We start from the raw sequence: 22,805 nt of genomic DNA, 5'->3' as shown, positions 1-22,805 counted from the left end.
CTCTTTCTAAGGGGGCTCCCTGTGTCGAGGGCGCGCGTAATTTCAAAAATTGTCGGGCCGCTGGCCATCGCTTCAATCGTCTTCTCGACGCTGGTGGCCAATCCGTCACCGGCCGCGGCGGCGCCGGTGGTGGTGCGGAACGGCTCGACGGCGGCGACAGCGGCGGCCTCGTGCTGGGAAATCAAGCAGGACACCCCTGCGGCGGCCAACGGCACCTACTGGCTGCTGACGCCCGCCATGGATGCCCCGGCGCAGTTCTACTGCGACATGACCACCGACGGCGGCGGCTGGGTCCTGATCGGCAAGGGCCGGGAAGGCTGGGTGGTCAACAACAATGGAAAAGGCTCGCAGTCCGCACTGCGCACCGCCGGCCTGAGCCCCATGTCGTCAGCAACGACGCAGTACCCGGCCACCGTAGTGCAGGGGTTGCTCAACGGCGGCCGTCCGGACGCCCTGTCCGACGGCATCCGCCTCAAGCGTGCAATGAATGCGGACGGAACGCAGTGGCAGGAAGCCCGGTTCAATACGAATAAGGGGGAGCGCTGGGTCTGGACCTTCAGCGCGGAGCACCAGGTTGCCTGGTTCACCTTTGACGGCGTGCGCGGGGGAGGAGGGCTGACCTCCAACTTTGGTGCAGATGACGGCTACCAGCGGGTCACCACCAATACCCTGGCGGACGCTTCGCAGGGCTATACCCAAGGGTTTTCGTACGGTCCGTCGGTGACGGGCACCAGCAGCAGCACCAGCTATCTCTGGTCGAAGGCGGACGGGCAGGGCTCCGCCCGCCCTTACACGGAAATGTATCTCCGTCCCCGGCTCACCTCCCTGGACTCGGGCTTCACCCGCATCGGGGACGGCGGCACGGCCGCGAAAACGAATGTTCCGGTTGCTTCGTCCCTGGCGCTGGACAGCCCCTGGGGGCTTGCCGACCCGGCAACCCCGAAACGTGAAGGGGACGTGCTGTCACAGGCATTCGTCCAGAGCGGCAAAACGATGTACGTAGGCGGCAACTTCACCGCCGTCCAGCGTGCGGCCAATTCCACCGGGGCTGACAAGGTCTCCCAGGCCTACCTGGCGGCGTTCGACGTCGATACCGGCCAGCTGTTGCCCGGGTTTGCCCCGCAGCTGGATGGCCCGGTGATGTCCCTCGCCGTCCTGCCCAATGGCAACGTCGTGGCCGGCGGCATGTTCACAACGGTGAACGGGGCCCCGGCGCCCTCGCTGGCGACACTCAACCCGACGACGGGCGCCACGGCGACAAACTGGTCAGCGGCCGTGGAGGACCGCATCGTCGGGGACGTCATGCGGGTGACGGATCTGGCCGTCAACGGGGACTGGCTTTACCTGGGCGGTTCCTTTACGCATCTGAGCGGAGGAAGCCGGCCGAACACGTCCGTCTATGCGCGGGACCTGGGCCGCGTGTCGTTGACCGACGGCACACCGGACCCGGATTGGAACCCCAACATGGACGGGACCGTCATGGGGATTTCGCCGTCCGCGGACGGCACCCGGGTCTACGCGGCCGGGTTCTTCTCCAACGCGGCCGGGGTGACTGCACGCCGGGCTGCGGCCGTGCAGACCACCGCCGGCGCACCGCTCGCCACGCCGGCCTGGAACCCGGTGTGGAGCAACGGCAAGGACTACCAGCAGACCGTGGGGGCCATCGGTGACCGCGTCTGGCTCGGCGGGTCTGAGCACAGCCTCTTCAGCTTTTCCCCGTCCACGTTTGAGAAGTTGTCCGGGAACATCGGTAAGAACCACGGCGATTTCCAGACGATGACGTCCAGCCAGACGGGCATCCTCTACGCAGGCTCGCACGGCCACGACTGGAACTACTCCAACGCCTTCACCTGGCCGGACGTCGGAACAGGGTGGACCCACGCCGACGCCTTCAGCTACATCGGGGCGTGGGACGCGGCCACGGGCCAGATTGTTCCGACCTTCAGCCCGACCATCACCTGTGCCAAGAAAGCCGAAGGGGTGTGGGCCTCCGCCGTAGACAGCAACGGCACCCTATGGGCCGGAGGAGACATAGCCACGGCAGCGACGCGGACGTCGGTGTCGAGGTGGGCGGGAGGCTTCGCCCGGTTCCCGCAGACCGATGCGACCGCCCCCACCACCCCGGCCGCCGTGACGCCGTCGTCGGACGGAACGACGACGGTGAAGCTGACCTGGAGCGCCTCGTCGGACAACAGCGGCAGCGTTTCCTACCAGGTCCTGCGAAATGACCGCGTGGTGGCCACCACCACCGGCACGGGCATCACCGTCCCGAAGGGCGGCGAGAACCGCTTCTTCGTGCGGGCCGTCGACGCCGCCGGCAACCTCTCGGCCAGTTCCCCGGCCGTCGTCACCAGCGGCGGGAATCCTGCTCCCGTGGCCGAGTTCACGTCTGCCGCCGACGGCTGGAGCCAAAACTTCGACGCTTCGGCATCAACAGACAACGGAACCATTGCCGACTATGCCTGGAACTTCGGTGACGGCACCACCGGATCCGGCGTCACCGCCAGCCACACCTACACGGCCGCCGGGACCTACCAGGTCCGTCTGGTCGTCACGGACGACGGCGGCGAGCGGGCGGGCTCGATGAAGACGCTGACAATTGTGCAGCCTGCGCCGAAGGATGCCTACGGCGCCGCCGTTTACGATGAGAAGCCCACACTCTATTACCGCTTGGGCGACGGCAGCGGCACGACAGCGGCGGATTCGGGTTCCGCAGACAGCCCGGGAACCTATTCCGGCGGCGTGACCCTCGACTCCGCCGGGGCGCTGCCGGACGTGCCGGACACGGCCGCCGCCTTTGACGGCAGCTCCGGCCTGGTGGCCAGCCAGCGGAGCTACGACAACCCCGGCACCTACACCCTGGAGCTGTGGTTCAACACGACGACCACCACGGGCGGAAAGCTGATCGGCTTCGGCGACCAGCCGGTCGGAACTTCCAACAACTACGACCGGCACGTGTACATGCAGGACGACGGACGCCTCGTGTTCGGCACCTGGACCGGGCAGCCGAACACGATCACCAGCCCCGCCGCCTACAACGACGGCAAATGGCACCTGATGGCGGCGACGCAGTCCTCCGACGGCATGGTGCTCTACGTGGACGGTGCCCAGGTGGGGACGAACCCGCAAACCCAGGCCCAGCCCTACTCCGGGTACTGGCGGATCGGCGGGGACACCACCTGGGGTTCCAGCAGCCCGTTCTTCGCCGGAACCCTCGACGAAGCAGCCGTCTACCCGACAGCGCTGACCGCGGCGAAGGTTGCCCAGCACTACCACCTCGGCGGCGGCAACCTGGCCCCGGCGGCGGCCTTTAGCTCCACGGTCAGCGACGCTTCCGCCGTTTTGGACGCCTCCGCGTCGACTGACGACGGCAGCATCACCAGCTACGCGTGGGACTTCGGCGACGGCACCACGGGCACGGGGGCCACCACCACCCATGTCTTCGCCTCGGCCGGCACCTATCAGGTCAAGCTGACCCTGACTGACGACCTCGGGCTGACGTCCTCGGTGAGCCACCCGGTTGCCATCACCCGGCCCGCACCGGCGGATGCCTACGGTGCCGCGATCTACGCCGGAAACCCCACGCTGTACTACCGGCTGGGTGAAACCGGAGGCACTGCCGCGCAGGACTCCAGCCCGGCCGGCAGCGCCGGCGACTACTCGGGCGGGGTCACCCTGGGCGCTGCCGGAGTGCTGCCGGGAGGGGAGAGCACCGCTGCCTCCTTCGACGGAAACTTCGGCCTGGTCGCTACCCGCAACACGTTCTCCAACCCGACCACCTACTCCCTGGAGGTGTGGTTCAACACCAGCACCACCCGTGGCGGGAAGCTGATCGGGTTCGGAAACAGCGCCACCGGAACCTCCGGCAATTATGACCGGCACGTGTACATGCAGGATGACGGCCGCCTGGTGTTCGGAACGTGGACGGGCCAAATGAACACGATCACCACGCCCGGCGCCTACAACGACGGACAGTGGCACTCGGTGGTTGCGACGCAGTCTGCTGCCGGCATGGTCCTGTACGTGGACGGTGCCGAGGTGGGCACCAATCCGCAGACAGGGGCCCAGGACTACACCGGCTACTGGCGGATCGGCGGGGATACCACCTGGGGTTCCAGCAGTTCATTCTTCGCCGGCACCCTCGACGAGGCCGCCGTCTACCCCTCGGCGCTGACGGCGGCCGAGGTCGCCAGGCACCACCAGCTCGGGACAACCGTGGCGCCGGTGAACAAGGCGCCGGTGGCATCGTTCACCTCGGCGGTCAAGGATCTGGGGGTCACGGTCGATGGGTCCGGCTCCTCGGATCCGGACGGCACCGTTGAAAACTACGCGTGGGACTTCGGAGACGGAGCCGCCGGCCAGGGAGCCACCGCGACCCACACCTACACGGCCGCGGGAACCTACACCGTCAAGCTCACCGTCACGGACAACCAGGGCGCAACCGCTGAGAAGACCGATCAGGTCACCGTGACGGCACCGCCGGTGAACAAGGCGCCGGTGGCATCGTTCACCTCGACGGTCAAGGACCTGGAGGTCACAGTCGATGGGTCCGGCTCCTCGGATCCGGACGGCACCGTGAAAAACTACGCGTGGGACTTCGGAGACGGAGCCGCCGGCCAGGGAGCCACCGCGACCCACACCTACACGGCTGCCGGCACCTACACGGTGACGCTCACCGTGACCGATAACGAGGGCGCGACCGCCGAGACGACCGGCCAGGTCATCGTGACGGCACCGCCGGTGAACAAGGCGCCCGTGGCATCGTTCACCTCGACGGTCAAGGACCTGGAGGTCACGGTCGATGGGTCCGGCTCCTCGGATCCGGACGGCACCGTTGAAAACTACGCGTGGGACTTCGGAGACGGAGCCGCCGGCCAGGGAGCCACCGCGACCCACACCTACACGGCTGCGGGCACCTACACGGTCACGCTCACCGTCACGGACAACCAGGGCGCGACCGGTGAGAAGACCGGCCACGTCACCGTGACGGCACCGCCGGTGGACGTGGTGGCCGTTCCGGCAAAGTCAGACTGGAACTGGCGCTACGAAGCCACCGCGCCGCCGACAGGCTGGAAGGAACAGGGCTTCGACGCCTCGTCCTGGAAGACGGGCAAGGGCGTCCTGGGCTTCGGCTCCACGGGACTGGGAACGAACATCGATGTCAGTACCGGAACCAGCACGCGACCCCTTGCCGCGTACTTCATCAAGACCTTCACGGTGGACGACGCAGCCAGCGTTTCCAAGCTGACCCTTAAGACGGTCGCCGACGACGGCGTGGTGGTTTACGTCAATGGAACCGAGGTGGGCAGGAGCAACATGCCTGCTGGCACCGTGACGTTCAATACCTACGCATCAGCCGCCACCCGGACGTCGGTGGCCTCGGCCAGCCCGGTGACGGTGGACGTGCCGGTGTTCCTGTTGCGGAACGGGACCAACACCATCGCCGTCGAAACGCACCTGAATTACCGCGCCACGGCCGACGTCAGCTTCGACCTGAGCGCAACCGCAGCGGTCGGCGGAACGGTGCCAAACCAGGCGCCCGTCGCCAAGTTCACCTCGACGGTGTCCGGACTGGCGGTGGCGCTGGACGGGTCCACGTCCGCGGATGCTGACGGGACGATAGCGTCGTACGCCTGGAATTACGGTGACAACGCGACCGGCTCAGGCGCCACGGCGACGCACACCTACGCCGCAGCCGGGACGTACACCGTCACGCTCACGACGACGGACAACAAGGGTGCGACCGGTGTGGCAACGGCTCCGGTGACGGTCACTTCGGTGAGCGGGCCGGTAGACGTGGCCGTGGTGCCGGCGAAGGCCCCGTGGAGTTGGCGCTACGAATCAACGGCGCCCGACTCCGGCTGGAAGAACAACGGGTTCGACGCCTCCGCCTGGAAGACCGGCAACGCCGTCCTTGGGTTCGGCACAACGGACCTGGGCACCAACATCGACGTTCCGCCGCCTACCAGCAGCCGGCCGCTGGCAGCGTACTTCCTCAATCAGTTCAACGTGGATGACCCCGCCAAGGTATCGAAACTGACGTTGGACACCGTGGCTGACGACGGGGTCGTGGTCTACGTCAACGGAACCGAGGTTGCCCGCAAAAATATGCCCGCCGGGCCGGTGACATTCTCCACCTACGCCTCAACCGCGATCAGGACAATCAAGGCCAATGCGGCGCCGCTGACCATCGACGTGCCCTTGTCCTTGCTGGTGGGAGGCATCAACACCATCGCGGTGGAGACCCACGTGAACTACCGGGCCACGCCCGACGTCAGCTTCGACCTCAAGGCAACGATGACGAAGCAGCCCTGAGTCCCCGGCGGGGGACTCTCCGCACCACCTGACCGGGCGGACCCGGCCGCAGCTGCCCCAGCCGCGGCCGGGTCCGCGTTTGTGCGGATGAGGTCAGGCCGTCAGCAGTCCGGGTTGTCCGGGAAGGTCACCTGGCTGACCAGCCACGTTCGGGTTGCGGACTGTACCAGCGTCATCACATTCAAGGACCTGTCCCTGGCACTGCCCTTCTGGACCGTCGCTCCGGCGCTCGTAAGCACTGACACCGCCGAGGAATCGACGCAGACATTGAGGGTGACGGTCGGCGGTTCGGCGCCCGGCTCGTAGCGGACGACCTTGGTTGACACCACCTTCGGTTTGCCGGCGAGGTGCCAGCCGTTGGCCTTGAACTCGCTGGCCTTTGCCATCAGGGAGTCGTAAGCGGAGCCGGTGGCCAATGCCGAGAGTTGGGCCTTGTCAGGCGGGTTCACCGTGGCAAGAGCTGTGGCCGTGGTGCCCACGTAGGCGGCCGCGTTCTTTGTCACCGACGCCGCGACGGGGGCCGGAACGGCCACGGCGGGCGCGGCGGTTCCCGGCGGCGCGGGCGGCGGTGTTGCGGCCGACGACGCCGCAGACGGCGCGGCAGAGGATGAGGCGGACTGCGAAGGTCCGTTTTGGGCGTCTGACCGGACAGCACCGGGGCTGGCTTGCGTGGCGATCAGCAGGACCACCAGCGCGGCGGCCAGAACGGCTGCTGCGGCAACGATGACGGTGGTGCGCGACCTGGCTTTTGACGCCTGACCCGGTGTTGACATAGTTTCTCCCCCTCGATGACCGCCCGCTGCACCGATGCCCTCGGGTCCTCGGACCTCCGCCACGGCTCGGACAATGATCCAGTATCGTACACAGCCGGTTGTGCTGACTATAGCGGGCGCAGGGCGGCTGGAGCGGTTACGCGGCGGTGCGCCGTTGGACCTCCGTGCACCTCCCGGCGCGCCTGTCCGACGGCCCGCAGAAAGCCGCGTTCCGCGTGTCGTTGCGGGGCGTGGCACCGGGGTGATAATTTCTCTTGCCGCCTCAAATTTTCTGGCCAGGACGGCGCCCGCCCCACCCGTTCCCCCTGCATCCCCGCGCACCAGAAAGGCCGCAATGGCGCTGCTCCTTCCTGAGACCCTGCCGACCCTTCAGACGGTCACCGGCAGGTTCGTTTTGGCCCCGTTCACACCGCTCGACGTCGAGCCGCTGGCCCGTCTCCTTACCCGGGATGAGATCTGGTCGCAGGGCTTCAGCGACAGTGAGGCGCGGCCCGCGGGGGAGGCCCAGGTGGCTGCGTTCGTGGACCGCCGGTTTGCCGGCCTGCAGGTCTTCTCGGTGTACCGCCAGCTTCCCCTCGGGCAGTCACGCTTCGTCGGGACCACCGGCATCACCGACCACGACGTGGTCTCGGAGCGGGTCAAAATCGGGCGTACCGTGGTCGATCCGGATCTTTGGGGAGCCAAGGTGAACCATGAAGTGAAGATCACGCTGTTGGACTGGTTGTTCTCGTGCGGGGCCGGACGGGTCGAGTGCGACGTGGACGCCCGGAACCAGCGGTCATTGTCCTCGCTGGTCCGCTTTGGTTTCACGGCCGAGGGAACCCGCCGGCGGTCCTCGCGCAATATCGACGGGCTGTGGCGGGACTTTGTCATCCTGTCGCTGCTGACCGAGGAGTGGCCGGACGTGCGTCCGCGGGCGCTGGCAGCACTGGCCGGTCCGAGCCGCGCCGGCCTGCTGGCTGTCTAGCCCGGCGCGCATTACGCCGCCGGGTTGACCGTGTCGCCGTGCCGGTGGGCGACCTTCCATTCCCCGTTTTCCCGCCGGTACACCTGGGTGGCCCGGAGCGTGTAGCTGCGCGGTTCACCGTCGACCGAGGCGGTGACGTGCTCCAGTCCCGCCGTGTACGCCATGTCGCCGACGACGTCGAAGGCCTGCAGATCGAAGCTGTAGGCGGTGCAATCGGAGAAGCTCTGGCCCAGCGCGGCAAAGAGTTCGTCCACCTGCTCCAGCCCTGAGGCGTTACGCCAGGCCCCCAGCACGCTGACTGGTTCGTTGCGGGACCAGATCGCGCGGCGCGGACCGGGGTCGCCGTTGTGCAATGCCACTTCGGCGCGGTACAGCACCGAGGTCACCCAGACCAGGAAATCATCGCGGTCGGTCATGCTTCCAGTATGCGCCGCTGCCCAGGGCGCCGCCATCGGGCTGACGCTTGCACAAACCCCGTCAGGGCAACAAAAAAGCCCTTGGAATCCGAAGATTCCAAGGGCTTTTCCTTGTGTGCGCGGAGGGGGACTTGAACCCCCACCCCCTTTCGAGGACTAGCACCTCAAGCTAGCGCGTCTGCCATTCCGCCACCCGCGCAGGTGGTATTTCCGGGAAAATTTCGCCTTTCGGCGTTTTGCTTTTCTCGGAAGCAGCGAGAAAGACTCTACACGAAGTTTCCGGAAACAAATAATCGGGCCAGTGGGTAGGCTGAAGCCAGTACCGAGCCCACCACCGGATCCCTGCCATGAGGAGCGATATGACTGAAGTTCGGCCTGAAGACGAAGTTGTCCGGATCTGCCAGGAGCTGATCCGGATCGACACCTCCAACTACGGCGACGGCTCCGGACCGGGGGAGCGCGCCGCGGCCGAGTACACGGCCGGGCTGATCGCCGAGGTGGGTCTGGACGCCGAAATCTTCGAGTCCGCCCCGGGCCGGGCAAGCGTGGTGACCAGGATGGCGGGCGAGGATCCGTCCGCCAGTGCGCTGGTGGTCCACGGACACCTCGACGTCGTTCCCGCCCTGCGCGACCAGTGGTCCGTTGACCCCTTCGGTGCCGAGCTCAAGGACGGCCTGATCTGGGGCCGCGGAGCCGTGGACATGAAGGACATGGATGCCATGATCCTCGCCGTGCTCCGGGACTTTGCCCGCACCGGACGAAAGCCCAAGCGCGACATCGTCTTCGCGTTCTTCGCCGACGAGGAAGCCGGCGGCAAGTACGGTGCCGGCTACGCCGTCGAGCACCGGCCGGAGCTGTTTGAGGGAGCTGCCGAGGCGATCTCCGAGGTGGGCGGGTTCTCGGCGACCATCGGCGGCCAGCGCACCTACCTGCTGCAGACCGCGGAGAAGGGCCTGTCCTGGCTGCGGCTGGTCGCCCACGGCCGCGCCGGCCACGGGTCCCAGATCAACACCGACAACGCGGTGACCCGGCTCGCCGGCGCAGTCTCCCGCATCGGGGACTACCGCTGGCCGGTGGAGCTGACGCCGACCACCCGGCAGTTCCTGGACGGCGTGACCGAGCTGACCGGCGTCGAGTTTGATCCTGACGACCCGGAGAAGATCCTCAAGGAACTCGGCACCGTGGCCCGCTTCGTCGGCGCCACCCTGCAGAACACCACCAACCCGACCCTGCTCAAGGGCGGCTACAAACACAACGTGATCCCCGAATCCGCTGAAGCCCTGGTCGACTGCCGCACGCTGCCCGGCCAGCAGGACCAGGTCCTTGAGATCGTCAGGGACCTCGCCGGTGCGGGCGTGGATGTCAGCTGCGTGCACCAGGACGTCTCGCTCGAGGTGCCGTTCGCCGGCAACCTCGTCGACTCGATGATCGACGCACTGCACTCGGAAGATCCGGAGGCGAAGGTCCTGCCCTACACGCTCTCCGGCGGCACGGACAACAAGGCGCTGAGCCGGCTCGGCATCACCGGCTACGGTTTCGCGCCGCTGATGCTGCCGGAGGATCTGGACTTCACCGGCATGTTCCACGGCGTCGACGAACGCGTCCCGGCTGAGTCGCTGAAGTTCGGCACGCGCGTACTCAAGACCCTCCTAAGCAACTACTGAGCGGACGTTACAGACCCATGGCACCCCAAGACCGCACACCGCTCACCATCCTGCCCGACGCGCTGCTGGAACGGATCCGGGGCCGGGCCGCCGGCTACGACCGGGACAATGCCTTCTTCACCGAGGATCTCCGCGAGCTCGCCGACGCCGGGTACCTGAAAATCTTTGTCCCGGTCGAGGACGGGGGACTGGGGCTGGGCCTGGCCGGAGCGGCGCAACTGCAGCGCCGGCTGGCCACCGCGGCGCCTGCCACGGCGCTGGCGATCAATATGCACCTGGTGTGGACCGGCGTCGCGCACGTCCTGGCAGCCCGGGGCGATTCGTCCCTGGACTTCGTCCTGAAAGAGGCCGCACAGGGTGAGATCTTCGCCTTCGGCAACTCTGAGGCCGGCAACGACTCAGTCCTGTTTGATTCGAAGACCGAGGCGACTCCGCTGCCGGACGGCAGCTACGGGTTCACCGGGACGAAGATCTTCACGAGCCTGTCGCCGGCCTGGACCCGGCTGGGCATTTTCGGCAAGGACGCCGCGGGCCGCGGCGGCGAGGGCGAGCTCGTCCACGGCTTCATCGACCGCGACACCCCCGGATACCAGATCCTCTCCGACTGGGACACCCTGGGCATGCGGGCCAGCCAGTCCAACACCACGGTGCTCGAGGGCGCCGTCGTCCCGGCTGAACGGATCTTCCGCAGGCTCCCGGTCGGGCCGAACGCCGACCCGCTGATTTTCGCGATTTTCGCCTGCTTCGAAACGCTGCTCGCGGCGGTCTACACCGGCATCGGCGAACGGGCGCTGGAGTTGGGGGTGGCGTCGGTCAAGCGGCGGACCTCGTTCAAAAACGGCGGCCGCAGCTACGCCCAAGACCCTGACATCCGCTGGAAAATTGCGGAGGCGGCGATGGCGATGGACGCCCTCTACCCGCACCTCGCGGCCGTGGCGTCCGACGTCGACGCCCTCGCCGACCACGGCGGGCAGTGGTTCCCCAAACTGGTGGGCGTCAAAGTCCGGGCCACCGAAACGGCGCGCACCGTGGTGGACCTGGCCATCAGGGTCTCCGGCGGGTCTAGCTACTTCCGCGGTTCCGAACTTGAACGGCTCTACCGCGACGTCCTGGCGGGCATGTTCCACCCGTCCGACGACGAGTCGGCGCACAACACGGTGGCCAACGCCTGGCTGGGTCCGCTGGACGGCTGACCGGCCGGGCGGCGGGTCAGACGGTGCGCTGGACCTGGAAGACCTTGCGGCGGAGCCAGAACCGCCGGCCGCCGCCGACATACAGGACGCTGCGCTCCAATTCCCACTTCCCGTACTCGGAGTGGGCGGCGAGCAGGCGGCGGGCTTCGGGCAGGGAATCCTCAGGGCTGACGGTCAGAACGAGATACTCGTACTGCCTCGCGTAGTCCCGCTCCCGACGGACCGAGCTGTTCAGAAATTGTTCCCTCATCGCTCTCCATTTTCGTCTTTTTCGGGCTAACGTGAAGTCATGAGCATCGATCCGCGTGTCGCGCTTCAGTCCCTGACCGCCGCCCTCGAGGAGCATTTGGCCGCTGCTGCGGCACGGCGGGGAGAAGGGGATCCCGCGGTCGAAGCGGCGTTTTTCGCCGTCGCCGATGCCTTTGAAGTTTATGACGACTCGCTCTACGAAGCGTACGGCGAAGTGACCCCGCTTGAAGTCATCGAGGAAGAAGATGACGAGGACGAGGATGAAGATGTCGACGACGAGGAAGACCTGGAGCTGCTCCGCGACAGCTAGTCCCGGTCTCTCCGTCTTCGGGACCGTTCCCGTTCCGTCGCCGCGGGGACCACGCGGATCATAGCGGCGCGGACACGTCCTCGAGGGCGGTTGCGATTTCCGGCGGCAGCGGTTTCAGGTCCGCGTCCAGGATCTCCTTCAACTGCACCGGCGTCCGGGCACCCACGACGGCGGAAGCCACCCCGTGCTGGGACAACAGCCAGCTCAGGGAAACGTCCAGGACGCTCCGGCCCAGGCCCTTGGCCGCCATCGCCACGGCCTCGACTACCCGGGACGCACCGGCCGCCAGGTAGGGCTCAACGTAGCCGGCCAGTTTCTGGCTGGCCGCCCGGGAGTCGGCCGGCATGTGGCCGCGGTACTTCCCGGTCAGGACGCCGCGTCCCAGCGGGCCCCACGCCAGCAGGCCGAGGCCGGCGTCCTCCACCGCGGGAATGAGTTCCGCCTCGGCCCGGCGCTGCAGCAGGGAATACTCTGCCTGGCACGCGACCAGCGGGAACCCGGCGACGGCGGCCGCCTTGGCGGTCTGCCAGCCGTTGAAATTGGAGACGCCCACGTAGCGCGCCCGGCCGGACCGGACCGCGAACTCCAGGGCGGACAAGGTCTCTTCCAGCGGCACATTGGGATCCCAGGCCTGGGCGAACCAGAGGTCCACGTAGTCCGTGCCCAGCCGGGCCAGGCTGGCGTCCAGCGAGGACAGCATCCCGTTGCGGGACGTGTCCACGCTCCGCCGGCTGCCGGAGGCCGCCAGACCGGCCTTGGTCGAGATGACGACCTCCGAGCGCGCAACGACATCGCCCAGCATGCCCCCGAGCAGGACCTCGGCGCCGCCGCCGCCATAGGACGCGGCGGTGTCGATCATGGTGCCGCCGCCGTCGACGAATGCCCGGAGCAGGCCGGCGGCGTCCTGCTCGTCAGTTTCACCGGCCCACGACATGGTGCCAAGGGAAAGGGACGAGACACGCAACCCACTGTTGCCGACATAACGCTGCTGCATGCCTGCAAGCTTACGGTGCTTCGGAACTCCATAACGTAGGGTCTATAAACGTGAACTGGTTAGAAGCGGCCTTTCTTGGCCTTGTGCAGGGACTGACGGAATTCCTTCCGATTTCTTCGAGCGCCCACCTGCGGATCGTGGGGGAGTTCCTGCCCAACGCCTCCGATCCGGGAGCGGCCTTCACCGCGATCACCCAGCTGGGAACCGAGACCGCCGTGATCGTCTACTTCTGGCGCGACATCGTCCGGATCGTCAAGGCCTGGTTCGGCTCGCTGACCGGCAAGGTATCGCGGCAGGACCCGGACGCGCGCATGGGCTGGCTGGTGATCCTGGGCAGTATCCCGATCATCATCCTCGGCCTGCTCTTCCAGGACCAGATCGAGTCCGTGCTGCGCAGCCTCTGGATCGTCGCCACCACGCTGATCGTCTTCGGCATGATCCTCGCGGTCGCCGACGCCGTCGGCCGGCAGGAACGCGAGCTCACGCAGCTGAGCTACAAGCACGGCATCCTGTACGGGCTCGCCCAGGCGATGGCCCTGATTCCCGGCGTATCCCGCTCCGGCGGCACCATCACGGCAGGCCTGCTAATGGGCTACACCAGGGAAGCCGCGGCCCGTTACTCCTTCCTGCTGGCCATCCCCGCCGTCTTCGGCAGCGGCCTGTACCAGCTGTACAAAGTCGTCTCCAAGGACGGTCTCACCGGCCCCTACGGGTTGCCGGAGACCGCCCTCGCGACCGTCATTGCCTTTGTGGTGGGCTACGTCATCATCGGCTGGTTCCTCAAGTACGTCTCCACCCGCAGCTACCGGCTCTTCGTCTGGTACCGCATCTTCCTGGGACTGGCGCTGTACCTGCTGCTCGGTTTCAATGTCATCAGCGCCTAGCACTAGGCTTGGGGTGTGAAATCCTGGACTTCCCGCCCCGTTCCCCAGCTGCCGGGCAGCATGCCCGCGCTGCGTCTGTTCGACACCGCCGAGGGCGGCCCGGTCACCCTTGATGCGGCGGGGGAACAGTCCCTGTACGTCTGCGGCATCACCCCCTACGACGCGACCCACATGGGCCACGCGGCCAGCTACGTCGCCTTCGACCTGCTGAACCGGGCGTGGCGCGACGGCGGCCAGCAGGTCTCCTACGTCCAGAACGTCACCGACGTCGACGATCCGCTCTTGGAGCGGGCGACGGCGACCGGCGTGGACTGGCGCGAGCTCGCCGCCAGCCAGATCGAGCTGTTCCGCACCGACATGGAAGCCCTGAACGTGCTGGCACCGGACAACTATGTCGGCGCCGTCGAGGCCATCCCGCTGATCGTTCCCGCCATCGAGTCCCTGCTGGAGCGCGGCCTGGCCTACCGGGTCGCCGGCACCGGCGGCGAGCCCGACGGCGACGTCTACTACGACGTCGAAGCGGCCGGGAAGCACTCCGCCGAGGCCCGCGACGCCTGGACCCTGGGCTCCGTTTCGCACCTCTCCGACGCCGAAATGCTTGAACTTTTCGCCGAGCGCGGCGGCGACCCCGGCCGCGCCGGCAAGCGCCAGGCGCTGGACCCGCTGCTGTGGCGGGTGGCCCGCGAGGGTGAACCCAGCTGGCCGGGCGCCAGCCTGGGGGAGGGGCGGCCCGGCTGGCACATCGAGTGCACCGTGATCGCGCAGAAATACCTGCCGGCACCGTTCACCGTGCAGGGCGGCGGCTCGGACCTCGTCTTCCCGCACCACGAGATGGGTGCCGGACACGCCTACTCCCTGGCCGGGGTGCCGCTGGCGAAGCACTTCGCCCATGCCGGCATGGTCGGCCTCGACGGCGAGAAGATGAGCAAGTCCAAGGGCAACCTGGTGCTCGTGTCCCGGCTCCGCGCCGCCGGTGAGGAACCGGCCGCAATCCGGCTGGCGATCCTGGCCCACCACTACCGCAGCGACTGGTCCTGGACGGCGGAAGGCTTCGAGCAGGCCAAGGAGCGGCTGCGCGCCTGGCGTGCCGCCGTCGAGCGCGCCCCCGAGGGCTCGGCGGGCCCGCTGGTAGGGCAGCTGCGTGACGCCCTCGCCGAGGACCTCGACGCCCCGCGCGCCCTCGCCGCAGTGGACGCCTGGGCTGCAGCCGCCGCCGCAGCGCCGGAAGGCTGTTCCCCCGTGGACGCCGCGCTGGTGCGCGACGCCGTCGACGCGCTGCTCGGCGTCGAGCTCTAGGCTGCGCCCCTAGGGCTTGTCTTTGCCGCGGCGCTTCAAGTAGCGCTCAAACTCGCGCGCGATGGACTCGCCGCTGGCCTCGGGCAGGTCGGCGGTGTCCTTCGCCTCCTCGAGCTGCCGGACGTACGCCGCGATCTCCGGATCCTCGGTGGCGAGCTCGTCGACGCCGCGTTCCCACGCGTCCGCATCCTCCACCAGGTCCCGGGTGTCCAGGGGGACCTGCAGGAGTTCCTCGATCCGGTTCAGCAGCGCCAGCTGCGCCTTCGGCGACGGGGCCTGGGCGACGTAGTGCGGCACGGCGGCCCAGAGCGAAATGGTCGGCAGTCCGGCCAGCAGGGCGACCTCGCCGAGGACGCCCACGATCCCGACGGGCCCTTCATACTGGGAGGCTTCCAGGTCCATCCGCTCCCGCAGGGCCGCGTCGTCGGTGGAGGTGCTGACCGGAATGGGACGGCTGTGCGGCACGTCCGCCAGCAGCGCACCGACCAGGATCACGTAGTCGACCTTCAGCGCCTCGGCGTGGACCAGCAGCTCCGCCGTGTAGGCCCGCCACTTGTAGGAGGGTTCGGTCCCCTGGACGAAGATGACGTCCACGTTGGTCTCCGGCACGCTGGCCTTGAATATCCGGGTGGAGGGCCAGGAGATCTTGCGCTCACCGGAGGCCGTCCGCCGGATGGTCGGCCGGGTGAACTGGAAGTCGTAGTACTCATCGGCGTCGATGGTCCCGACCTTCTTGCCGCCCCAGAGCTTGTTCAGGTACCGCAGCGCGTCGCTGGCGGCCTCCCCGGCGTCGTTCCAGCCCTCGAAGGCGGCCAGCATCACCGTGACGCGGCGGCCCTCCGGGACGGGCTGCAGCAGCCGCTCCGGCTCGGGCGCGGCGTCCTCTTCCGTGATCTCTGGCTCGAAGCTGTTCATGGGTTCACCCTACGTCGAACCGGCCGGGCCGCGCAGGAAGCCGGGGGAGGGGAGTTCCCCGGCTTCGCCCTCGGCGTAGCCGCGGCAACGGCTCCCGCCCGGTACGGCAGGGTCCGGCACCGTAGACTTGGGGCATGCGATCGCCAGCCTCCCAGCCCCTGCTCAAAGCCGCACTATGGGACATGGACGGCACCATCGTCGATACGGAGCAGTACTGGATTGAGGCCGAACACGCCCTGGTCTCCGCCCACGGCGGACGCTGGTCGCACGAGAAAGCCATGCAGCTGGTCGGCCAGTCGCTCGTGTTCTCCGCCGGCATCCTGCAGGAGGCCGGCGTCGACCTCGAGGTCCGGGAGATCATCGACACGCTGACCGGGCACGTGGTGCACCAGGTCCGGGAATCGGTGCCGTGGCGGCCCGGCGCGCGGGAGCTGCTGGACGAACTGCACACCGCGGGCGTGCGCTGCGCCCTCGTGACCATGTCAGAGGCGCCGCTGGCCCGCGAGATCGTCGCCAGCCTGCCCAAGCCCTACTTTGAATTCCTGGTCACCGGCGACACGGTGGCGCAGGGCAAGCCACACCCGGAGGCCTACCTGAAGGCCGTCGAACTCCTCCAGCAGCACGACCCGGAACTGGACCACCGGCACTGCGTCGCGCTGGAGGACTCCGCCCCCGGCGTCGCCGCCGCCGTGGCGTCCGGCGTCCTCACCGTGGCCATCCCGCACATCGTGCCCCTGCCGCACGACCCGCGCCGCGCCACCTGGGACACCCTGGCCGGGCGGACCGTCGCCGACCTGGAGGGGCTGCTGGCCCTCCGCCACGAGTTCACCGGGGCCGGCCTGTGACCGAGCCGTCGGCGCGGCGGCCAGGGCCGCCGGAGGCGCGGGACACCCCGGATGGGGAACGGCCGTTCTCCCTGCGCGGCGGCATCCCGCTGGGCAGGATCGCCGGAATCCCGGTGATTTTGGCCTACTCGTGGTTCGTCATCGCGGCCTTCACCGTGATCGCTTACGGCCCCGTCCTGGCCAATAACTACCCCGGGGCCGGCGCCACCGCCTACCTTGCCGCGTTCGCCTACGCCCTGCTGTTGCTGATCTCGGTGCTGGTCCACGAACTGGCCCACGCGCTCACTGCCCGGCTCTACCACTGGCCCACCAGCAAGATTGTCCTGAACCTCTGGGGCGGCCACACCCAGTTCGAGAACTTCACCGCCTCGCCCGGGAAGTCCGTCCTGGTGGCCATGGCCGGCCCGGCCGCGAATTTGGTCCTGGCCGGAGCCGGGTGGCTCCTCGTTGCCCCCGGCCCGCTTCCCGGCCTCGCGGACCCCCTGGCCAACATCTTCGTCTGGGCCAACCTCCTGATCGGCATCTTCAACGTGCTCCCCGGCCTGCCGCTCGACGGCGGCCGGCTGGTCGAATCCGCGGTCTGGAAGGCCACCGGAAGCCACGAGCAGGGCACCATCGCGGCCGGCTGGGCGGGCCGGATCATCGTGATCGCCCTCGCCGTCTGGTTCGTCGTGCTGCCGCTGTTGAGCGGCAACCGCCCGGACACCTCGCTGATGCTGATCACCGTGCTCGTCGGCAGCTTCCTGTGGATGGGGGCGACGGCGTCGATCCAGCAGGCCCGCTACCGGAGCCGGCTCCACCTGGTCGACGCCGCCGCCCTGGCGGAACCAGCCGTCGGCCTGCCCGGCGACGCCACCGTGCTGGACGTGCTGCGGCATTCACCGCGCGGCGTCCCCGCCGTCGTGCTCTTCGGCCCGGACGGCCGGCCCGCCGCGGTCGTCGACGAGACCGCAGCGGCGGAAGTGCCCGCCGCGCTGGCCGCCGCCACCCCGGCAACCGCCGTCGCCTACCCGCTCGCCGCGGGCGCCTATGTTAAGGAAACCGACCGCGGCGCGGAACTGCTGGCCTACCTGGCCCAGCTCGAGGGGTCCGACTACGCCGTCATCGACGACGCCGGAACCGTCACCGGACTGCTCCGCCAGCTGACCGTGCTGAACGCCATCACCGGCAAGCAGGGACCCGGTAACGAGGGCGCCCGCTCCGGGGCCGAGGGCCGGGATCAGGGCCCGACCCGGTAGAGTTACCTGCCGGTCGTGAATTCTCCGGCCCCCAGACCACGGACCGGCCCCAGCCGCCACATCCGCGACCCCGGCTTTCACAGGAGCGAGGAACATCCCATGAGCAGCGACACTGCCGCCAACGCCACCCCCGACGGGAACAGCCCAGCCGCGGAGGGCACCGCGGCAGCCGCCGCCAGGCCCACACCGGCGGCAGCTATGCCCGCACCGGTCGGCGCCAACCGCCGCCGCGGACCGTTCCGCGAGGGCGAGCGGGTGCAACTGACGGATGAACGCGGCCGGATGAACACCATCAGCCTCGAAGCCGGCGGGGCGTTCCACACGCACCGCGGCTTCCTGAACCACGACGAGATCATCGGCAAGCCCGACGGCTCCGTGGTGGTCAACAACGTCGGCCAGCAGTACCAGACCCTGCGCCCGCTGCTCTCGGACTTCGTACTCTCGATGCCCCGCGGCGCGGCCGTCGTCTACCCCAAGGACGCCGGCCAGATCGTCACCATGGCCGACATCTTCCCGGGCGCCCGCGTCGTGGAGGCCGGCGTCGGCTCCGGCGCCCTGTCCATCTCGCTGCTGCGCGCGGTCGGGGACAACGGCTACCTTCACTCCTTTGAACGCCGCGAGGAGTTCGCCGACATCGCCCGCGGCAACGTCGAGACGATCTTCGGCGGCCCGCACCCGGCCTGGCAGATCAGCCTCGGCGACTTCCAGGAGGAAGTCCTCAAATCCGAGGCGCCCGGGTCCGTGGACCGGGTGGTGCTGGACATGCTCGCCCCCTGGGAATGCCTCGACGCCGTCGCCACCGTGCTGGCTCCGGGCGGGGTGTGGATCAACTACGTCGCGACGGTGACCCAGCTGTCCCGCACCGCCGAGGCCATCCGCGCCGACGGCCGGTTCACCGAACCCGACGCCTGGGAATCCATGGTGCGCGGCTGGCACCTGGAGGGCCTCGCCGTACGCCCGGACCACCGGATGGTCGCCCACACCGGTTTCCTGCTGGTCACCCGCCGGCTGGCCGACGGCGTGACGGGCATCTCCGTCAAGCGGCGGCCCTCCAAGACCGAGTTCGACGCCGATGACGTCAACGCCTGGACCCCCGGCGCCGTCGGCGAACGCGCCGTCTCGGACAAGAAGCTGCGGCGCGCGGCCCGCGACGCGATCGCCGGCACCAACGTCGTGGACACCCCGGAGGTCACGAACTAGTCCGTATTTCGGAAGTCTTCAGCGGCAGCCGACGTCTTGGGGCTATGGTCTTAAGAGAAGTACGGAAGGGGCTGGTGCATGATGGAGACTCCGAACAACGACCACGGCCGGACGCCGGAGGACGAGGCGGCTGACGCCGGCCAGGAGACGGCCGGCGCGGCCGCCGAACGCTACGCAGCAAGCGAGCTCTCGGTTGCCGAACGGCAGGTCAACATCCTGCGGGACAAGCTGCGCAACATCGACCGGCAGCTCGCCGCGGCCACGCAGAACAACTCGAAGCTGGTCGGGATGCTGGAGACCGCCAAGGCGGAGATCCTGCGGCTGAAGAACGCCCTCGACCAGGAGGGCCAGCCGCCGTACAGCTTCGGCACCATCCTGCAGCTGAACCCGAAACGGCCGCCCGAGCCGGGCAGCAGCGGCCAGGCGGCGACGGAAGAGTCCGTGGACATCTTCAACGCCGGCCGGAAGATGCGCGTCGGCATCAGCCCGCTGGTGAACCTCAACCAGCTCGCCGTCGGGCAGGAAGTCCTGCTCAACGAGGCCCTGCTGATCGTGGCCGGGCTGGGCTACGAGCGGGCCGGGGATCTGGTCACGCTCAAGGAACTGCTCGGCCGGGACCGGGCGCTCGTCGTCGGCCGCGCGGATGAGGAGCGGGTGATCCGGCTCTCCGGTGCCCTGCTGGCGGAGAAGCTGCGGGTCGGCGACGCTCTCTCGATCGACAGCCGCACCGGGTACGCGCTGGAGAAGATCCCGCGCTCGGAGGTGGAGAACCTCGTCCTCGAGGAAGTCCCCGACATCACCTACCAGGACATCGGCGGCCTCGGACCGCAGATCGAACAGATCCGCGACGCCGTCGAACTGCCGTTCCTGCACCCCGACCTCTACCGCGAACACGGCCTCAAGGCGCCCAAGGGCATCCTGCTGTACGGCCCCCCGGGCTGCGGCAAGACCCTGATCGCCAAGGCCGTCGCCAACTCGCTCGCCGCCCGCGCCGCCGAACGCGCCGGCAAGACGGACATGAAGAGCTACTTCCTGAACATCAAGGGACCGGAGCTGCTGGACAAGTACGTCGGCGAAACCGAACGGCATATCCGGCTGATCTTCGCCCGGGCCCGCGAGAAGGCCTCCGAGGGCAGCCCCGTGGTCGTGTTCTTCGACGAAATGGACTCGCTCTTCCGCACCCGCGGCACGGGCATCTCCTCGGACGTCGAGACGACCATCGTGCCGCAGCTGCTCAGCGAGATCGACGGCGTCGAACGGCTCGACAACGTGATCGTGATCGGCGCGTCCAACCGCGAGGACATGATCGACCCGGCCATCCTGCGGCCGGGCCGGCTCGACGTCAAGGTCAAGATCCAGCGCCCGGACGCCGAGGCCGCGGCCGACATCTTCAACAAGTACATCACCACGGACCTGCCGTTCCACGAACAGGACCTCGCCGAACACAACGGCGACGTCCAGGCCACCGTGGACGCCATGATCCAGCGCACCGTGGAGTCCATGTACTCCACCGAAAAGTCCAACGAGTACCTCGAGGTCACCTACGCCAACGGCGACACCGAGATGCTGTACTTCAAGGACTTCAACTCCGGCGCCGTGGTGCAGAACGTCGTGGACCGGGCCAAGAAGTCCGCCATCAAGGACCTGCTGACCACCGGGCAGAAGGGCCTGCGCATCGACCACCTGCTCCGCGCCGTCGTCGACGAGTTCCGCGAGCACGAGGACATGCCCAACACCACCAACCCGGACGACTGGGCACGCATCTCGGGCAAGAAGGGCGAACGCATCACCTACATCCGCACCATCGTCCAAGGCAAGGCCGGCCAGGAGCCCGGGAAGTCCATCGAGACGATGCCGAGCACGGGCCAGTACCTGTGACCGGCGGCGCCGCGACCGGCCCCGGCGGCCTGCCCGCCGGGGGCGCCATGCGCGTCATGGGCTCCGAAACCGAATACGGCATCCACGCCCCCTCGGCCCCCGGCGCCAACGCCACGATGATGTCCGCCCGGGTGATCCAGGCGTACGCCCAGCTCACCCGGCAGCGTGCCGCCGGAGGCGCCGAAACCCGCTGGGACTACACCGACGAGGAGCCGCTGCACGACGCCCGCGGCTGGACCCTGGAACGCAGCGCCGCCGAACCGGAGCAACTCACCGACCGGCCGCCGGTCCTCGACGCCGAGGCGGTCGCCCTCGCCTACGGGCGGGCGGAACTCGACCACGACGGCGAGGACGAATCCGGGTCGCTGCTGATGAACATGGTCCTCGGCAACGGCGCCCGGCTCTACGTGGACCACGCCCACCCGGAGTACTCCAGCCCAGAGGTCACGAATCCGCGCGACGCCGTGACCTGGGACGCCGCCGGGGACCTCGTGGCGCTGGCCGCGGTCCGGCGGCTCGCGGCGGATCCGGAGCTGCCGCCGATCAACCTCTACAAGAACAACACCGACAACAAGTCCGTCTCCTACGGTTCGCACGAGAACTACCTGATGCCCCGGTCGGTTCCGTTCGGTGAGATCGTCCGCGGCCTCACCCCGTTCTTCGTCACCCGCCAGGTCATGTGCGGCGCCGGTCGCGTCGGACTGGGCCAGGACAACTCCCGGCCCGGCTACCAACTAAGCCAGCGCGCGGACTTTTTCGAAACCGAAGTCGGCCTCGAAACCACCATCCGGCGCCCGATCATCAACACCCGGGACGAGCCCCACGCCACCGCTGACAAGTACCGGCGGCTGCACGTGATCATCGGCGACGCCAACCTCAGCGAGACCGCGAACTTCCTCAAGTTCGGGACCACCGCCATGGTGCTGAGCCTCATCGAGGCCGGCCTGGCTCCGCGGGTGGAACTCCACGAACCGGTCGCGGCCCTGCAGGCGGTCAGCCACGACACGTCCCTGACCGCCACCCTGCGCCTGGCCGACGGCCGCCGCGTCACGGCCCTGGACCTGCAGTGGATGTATTACGAGGCCGCCGCCAAGCTCGCCCAGGACACCGGGGTTGCGGATGCCGTCGACGGTGACGGGCACACCCACGAGGTGCTCGAGCGCTGGTCGGCGACGCTGACCGCCCTCGACAGCGACCGCCCGGCCGCCGCGTCGTCCGTCGAATGGCTGGCGAAACTGTCCCTCCTGGAGGGGTACCGGCAGCGCGACGGACTGCAGTGGTCCGACGCCCGGCTGGGACTGGTGGACCTGCAGTGGGCCGACATCCGCCCCGAGAAGGGCCTCTACCACCGCCTGCTGGCCCGCGGCCGCATGCAGCGGATCACCGATGACGCCGCGATCGGGCGCGCGGTGACGGAGCCGCCGTCGGACACCCGGGCGTTCTTCCGGGGCCGCTGCGTCAGCCGGTTCGGCGCCGACCTGGTCGGCGCCAGCTGGGATTCGGTGATCTTCGATCTTCCCGGCCACGGGAAGCTGCAGCGGGTGCCGACCCGCGAACCGCTGCGCGGCACGGAAGCCCTCACGGGCGGCCTGTTCGCCCGGCACCGCGAGGCCGGGCCGTTCCTGGCCGAGCTCCTGGGCCGAAGCCCCGGCTCGTAGGTTCAAACGC

17 protein-coding genes and 1 tRNA gene are annotated in these 22,805 nt (G+C 68.5%); 12 read left to right on the top strand and 6 right to left on the bottom strand.

Annotated elements, in window-relative coordinates; all coding sequences use genetic code 11:
• The first annotated feature begins 21 nt into the window (after positions 1-21).
• Positions 22-6,315 carry a PKD domain-containing protein gene (locus tag ACTWLI_RS13920; protein ID WP_445154372.1) on the top strand — a complete coding sequence of 2,098 codons (6,294 nt, stop codon included), beginning with the start codon at positions 22-24 and terminating at the stop codon, positions 6,313-6,315.
• 101 nt (positions 6,316-6,416) lie between these two features.
• Here the strand turns inward: ACTWLI_RS13920 and ACTWLI_RS13915 are convergent, their stop codons facing one another.
• Positions 6,417-7,088: a hypothetical protein gene (locus tag ACTWLI_RS13915; protein WP_445154371.1), complete on the bottom strand. Its 672-nt coding sequence runs from the start codon at positions 7,086-7,088 to the stop codon at positions 6,417-6,419.
• A gap of 334 nt (positions 7,089-7,422) precedes the next feature.
• Between ACTWLI_RS13915 and ACTWLI_RS13910 the strand changes: the two genes are divergently transcribed.
• Positions 7,423-8,055, top strand: a complete 633-nt coding sequence (locus tag ACTWLI_RS13910; RefSeq protein ID WP_445154370.1) for a GNAT family N-acetyltransferase — start codon at positions 7,423-7,425, stop codon at positions 8,053-8,055.
• An 11-nt stretch (positions 8,056-8,066) separates the two neighbouring features.
• On the opposite strand, the gene ACTWLI_RS13905 is transcribed toward ACTWLI_RS13910, so the two are convergent.
• Positions 8,067-8,471, bottom strand: a complete 405-nt coding sequence (locus ACTWLI_RS13905) for a nuclear transport factor 2 family protein (protein ID WP_445154369.1) — start codon at positions 8,469-8,471, stop codon at positions 8,067-8,069.
• A 116-nt stretch (positions 8,472-8,587) separates the two neighbouring features.
• A tRNA-Leu gene (locus ACTWLI_RS13900) sits at positions 8,588-8,670 on the bottom strand.
• A 160-nt stretch (positions 8,671-8,830) separates the two neighbouring features.
• Between ACTWLI_RS13900 and ACTWLI_RS13895 the strand changes: the two genes are divergently transcribed.
• Together ACTWLI_RS13895 and ACTWLI_RS13890 are read left to right on the top strand one after the other, a co-directional pair.
• Positions 8,831-10,135 carry a M20/M25/M40 family metallo-hydrolase gene (locus ACTWLI_RS13895; protein WP_445154368.1) on the top strand — a complete coding sequence of 435 codons (1,305 nt, stop codon included), beginning with the start codon at positions 8,831-8,833 and terminating at the stop codon, positions 10,133-10,135.
• Positions 10,136-10,152: 17 nt separating this feature from the next.
• A complete protein-coding gene (locus ACTWLI_RS13890; RefSeq protein ID WP_445154367.1) occupies positions 10,153-11,328 on the top strand; it encodes an acyl-CoA dehydrogenase family protein in 1,176 nt (391 codons plus the stop codon).
• Between the two features lie 16 nt (positions 11,329-11,344).
• On the opposite strand, the gene ACTWLI_RS13885 is transcribed toward ACTWLI_RS13890, so the two are convergent.
• Positions 11,345-11,578, bottom strand: coding sequence for a DUF5703 family protein (locus ACTWLI_RS13885; protein WP_056739380.1), 234 nt, complete (start codon positions 11,576-11,578; stop codon positions 11,345-11,347).
• A gap of 39 nt (positions 11,579-11,617) precedes the next feature.
• Here ACTWLI_RS13885 and ACTWLI_RS13880 point away from each other — a divergent pair, with 39 nt between their 5' ends.
• Positions 11,618-11,887 (top strand): hypothetical protein, encoded by a 270-nt coding sequence (locus ACTWLI_RS13880; protein ID WP_056739378.1) that lies wholly within the window; start codon positions 11,618-11,620, stop codon positions 11,885-11,887.
• A gap of 58 nt (positions 11,888-11,945) precedes the next feature.
• Here the strand turns inward: ACTWLI_RS13880 and ACTWLI_RS13875 are convergent, their stop codons facing one another.
• Positions 11,946-12,881 (bottom strand): aldo/keto reductase, encoded by a 936-nt coding sequence (locus ACTWLI_RS13875; RefSeq protein WP_445154366.1) that lies wholly within the window; start codon positions 12,879-12,881, stop codon positions 11,946-11,948.
• A 50-nt stretch (positions 12,882-12,931) separates the two neighbouring features.
• On the opposite strand from ACTWLI_RS13875, the gene ACTWLI_RS13870 reads away from it, so the two are divergent.
• Together ACTWLI_RS13870 and mshC are read left to right on the top strand one after the other, a co-directional pair.
• The gene (locus ACTWLI_RS13870; RefSeq protein ID WP_445154365.1) at positions 12,932-13,765 is read left to right on the top strand and encodes an undecaprenyl-diphosphate phosphatase; all 834 of its coding nucleotides are present in this window, start codon (positions 12,932-12,934) and stop codon (positions 13,763-13,765) included.
• 15 nt (positions 13,766-13,780) lie between these two features.
• Positions 13,781-15,061: a cysteine--1-D-myo-inosityl 2-amino-2-deoxy-alpha-D-glucopyranoside ligase gene (gene mshC / locus ACTWLI_RS13865; RefSeq protein WP_445154364.1), complete on the top strand. Its 1,281-nt coding sequence runs from the start codon at positions 13,781-13,783 to the stop codon at positions 15,059-15,061.
• A 9-nt stretch (positions 15,062-15,070) separates the two neighbouring features.
• Here the strand turns inward: mshC and ACTWLI_RS13860 are convergent, their stop codons facing one another.
• A complete protein-coding gene (locus tag ACTWLI_RS13860; RefSeq protein ID WP_445154363.1) occupies positions 15,071-15,976 on the bottom strand; it encodes a PAC2 family protein in 906 nt (301 codons plus the stop codon).
• A gap of 134 nt (positions 15,977-16,110) precedes the next feature.
• Here ACTWLI_RS13860 and ACTWLI_RS13855 point away from each other — a divergent pair, with 134 nt between their 5' ends.
• From ACTWLI_RS13855 to dop, 5 genes are all read left to right on the top strand, one after another.
• The gene (locus ACTWLI_RS13855; RefSeq protein WP_056739365.1) at positions 16,111-16,821 is read left to right on the top strand and encodes an HAD family hydrolase; all 711 of its coding nucleotides are present in this window, start codon (positions 16,111-16,113) and stop codon (positions 16,819-16,821) included.
• A 71-nt stretch (positions 16,822-16,892) separates the two neighbouring features.
• Positions 16,893-18,059 (top strand): site-2 protease family protein, encoded by a 1,167-nt coding sequence (locus ACTWLI_RS13850; protein ID WP_445156194.1) that lies wholly within the window; start codon positions 16,893-16,895, stop codon positions 18,057-18,059.
• Positions 18,060-18,158: 99 nt separating this feature from the next.
• Positions 18,159-19,259 (top strand): tRNA (adenine-N1)-methyltransferase, encoded by a 1,101-nt coding sequence (locus ACTWLI_RS13845; protein ID WP_445154362.1) that lies wholly within the window; start codon positions 18,159-18,161, stop codon positions 19,257-19,259.
• An 81-nt stretch (positions 19,260-19,340) separates the two neighbouring features.
• Positions 19,341-21,137, top strand: coding sequence for a proteasome ATPase (gene arc, locus ACTWLI_RS13840; RefSeq protein WP_445156193.1), 1,797 nt, complete (start codon positions 19,341-19,343; stop codon positions 21,135-21,137).
• A 47-nt stretch (positions 21,138-21,184) separates the two neighbouring features.
• A complete protein-coding gene (gene dop / locus ACTWLI_RS13835; protein WP_445156192.1) occupies positions 21,185-22,795 on the top strand; it encodes a depupylase/deamidase Dop in 1,611 nt (536 codons plus the stop codon).
• The last annotated feature ends 10 nt before the right edge of the window (positions 22,796-22,805 follow it).

This window comes from Arthrobacter sp. Hor0625 (assembly GCF_052567525.1).
The sequence above is the reverse complement of the archived record's forward strand: the minus strand, read 5'-3'. Positions and strand labels throughout refer to the sequence as shown.

Coding starts and splice junctions, on each gene's coding strand:
- ACTWLI_RS13915 (WP_445154371.1), bottom strand. CDS start 7,088: ATGTCAACACCGGGTCAGGCGTCAAAAGCCAGGTCGCGCACCACCGTC.
- ACTWLI_RS13880 (WP_056739378.1), top strand. CDS start 11,618: ATGAGCATCGATCCGCGTGTCGCGCTTCAGTCCCTGACCGCCGCCCTC.
- ACTWLI_RS13905 (WP_445154369.1), bottom strand. CDS start 8,471: ATGACCGACCGCGATGATTTCCTGGTCTGGGTGACCTCGGTGCTGTAC.
- dop (WP_445156192.1), top strand. CDS start 21,185: ATGCGCGTCATGGGCTCCGAAACCGAATACGGCATCCACGCCCCCTCG.
- ACTWLI_RS13890 (WP_445154367.1), top strand. CDS start 10,153: ATGGCACCCCAAGACCGCACACCGCTCACCATCCTGCCCGACGCGCTG.
- arc (WP_445156193.1), top strand. CDS start 19,341: ATGGAGACTCCGAACAACGACCACGGCCGGACGCCGGAGGACGAGGCG.
- ACTWLI_RS13885 (WP_056739380.1), bottom strand. CDS start 11,578: ATGAGGGAACAATTTCTGAACAGCTCGGTCCGTCGGGAGCGGGACTAC.
- ACTWLI_RS13845 (WP_445154362.1), top strand. CDS start 18,159: ATGAGCAGCGACACTGCCGCCAACGCCACCCCCGACGGGAACAGCCCA.
- ACTWLI_RS13875 (WP_445154366.1), bottom strand. CDS start 12,881: ATGCAGCAGCGTTATGTCGGCAACAGTGGGTTGCGTGTCTCGTCCCTT.
- ACTWLI_RS13855 (WP_056739365.1), top strand. CDS start 16,111: ATGCGATCGCCAGCCTCCCAGCCCCTGCTCAAAGCCGCACTATGGGAC.
- ACTWLI_RS13910 (WP_445154370.1), top strand. CDS start 7,423: ATGGCGCTGCTCCTTCCTGAGACCCTGCCGACCCTTCAGACGGTCACC.
- ACTWLI_RS13860 (WP_445154363.1), bottom strand. CDS start 15,976: ATGAACAGCTTCGAGCCAGAGATCACGGAAGAGGACGCCGCGCCCGAG.
- ACTWLI_RS13895 (WP_445154368.1), top strand. CDS start 8,831: ATGACTGAAGTTCGGCCTGAAGACGAAGTTGTCCGGATCTGCCAGGAG.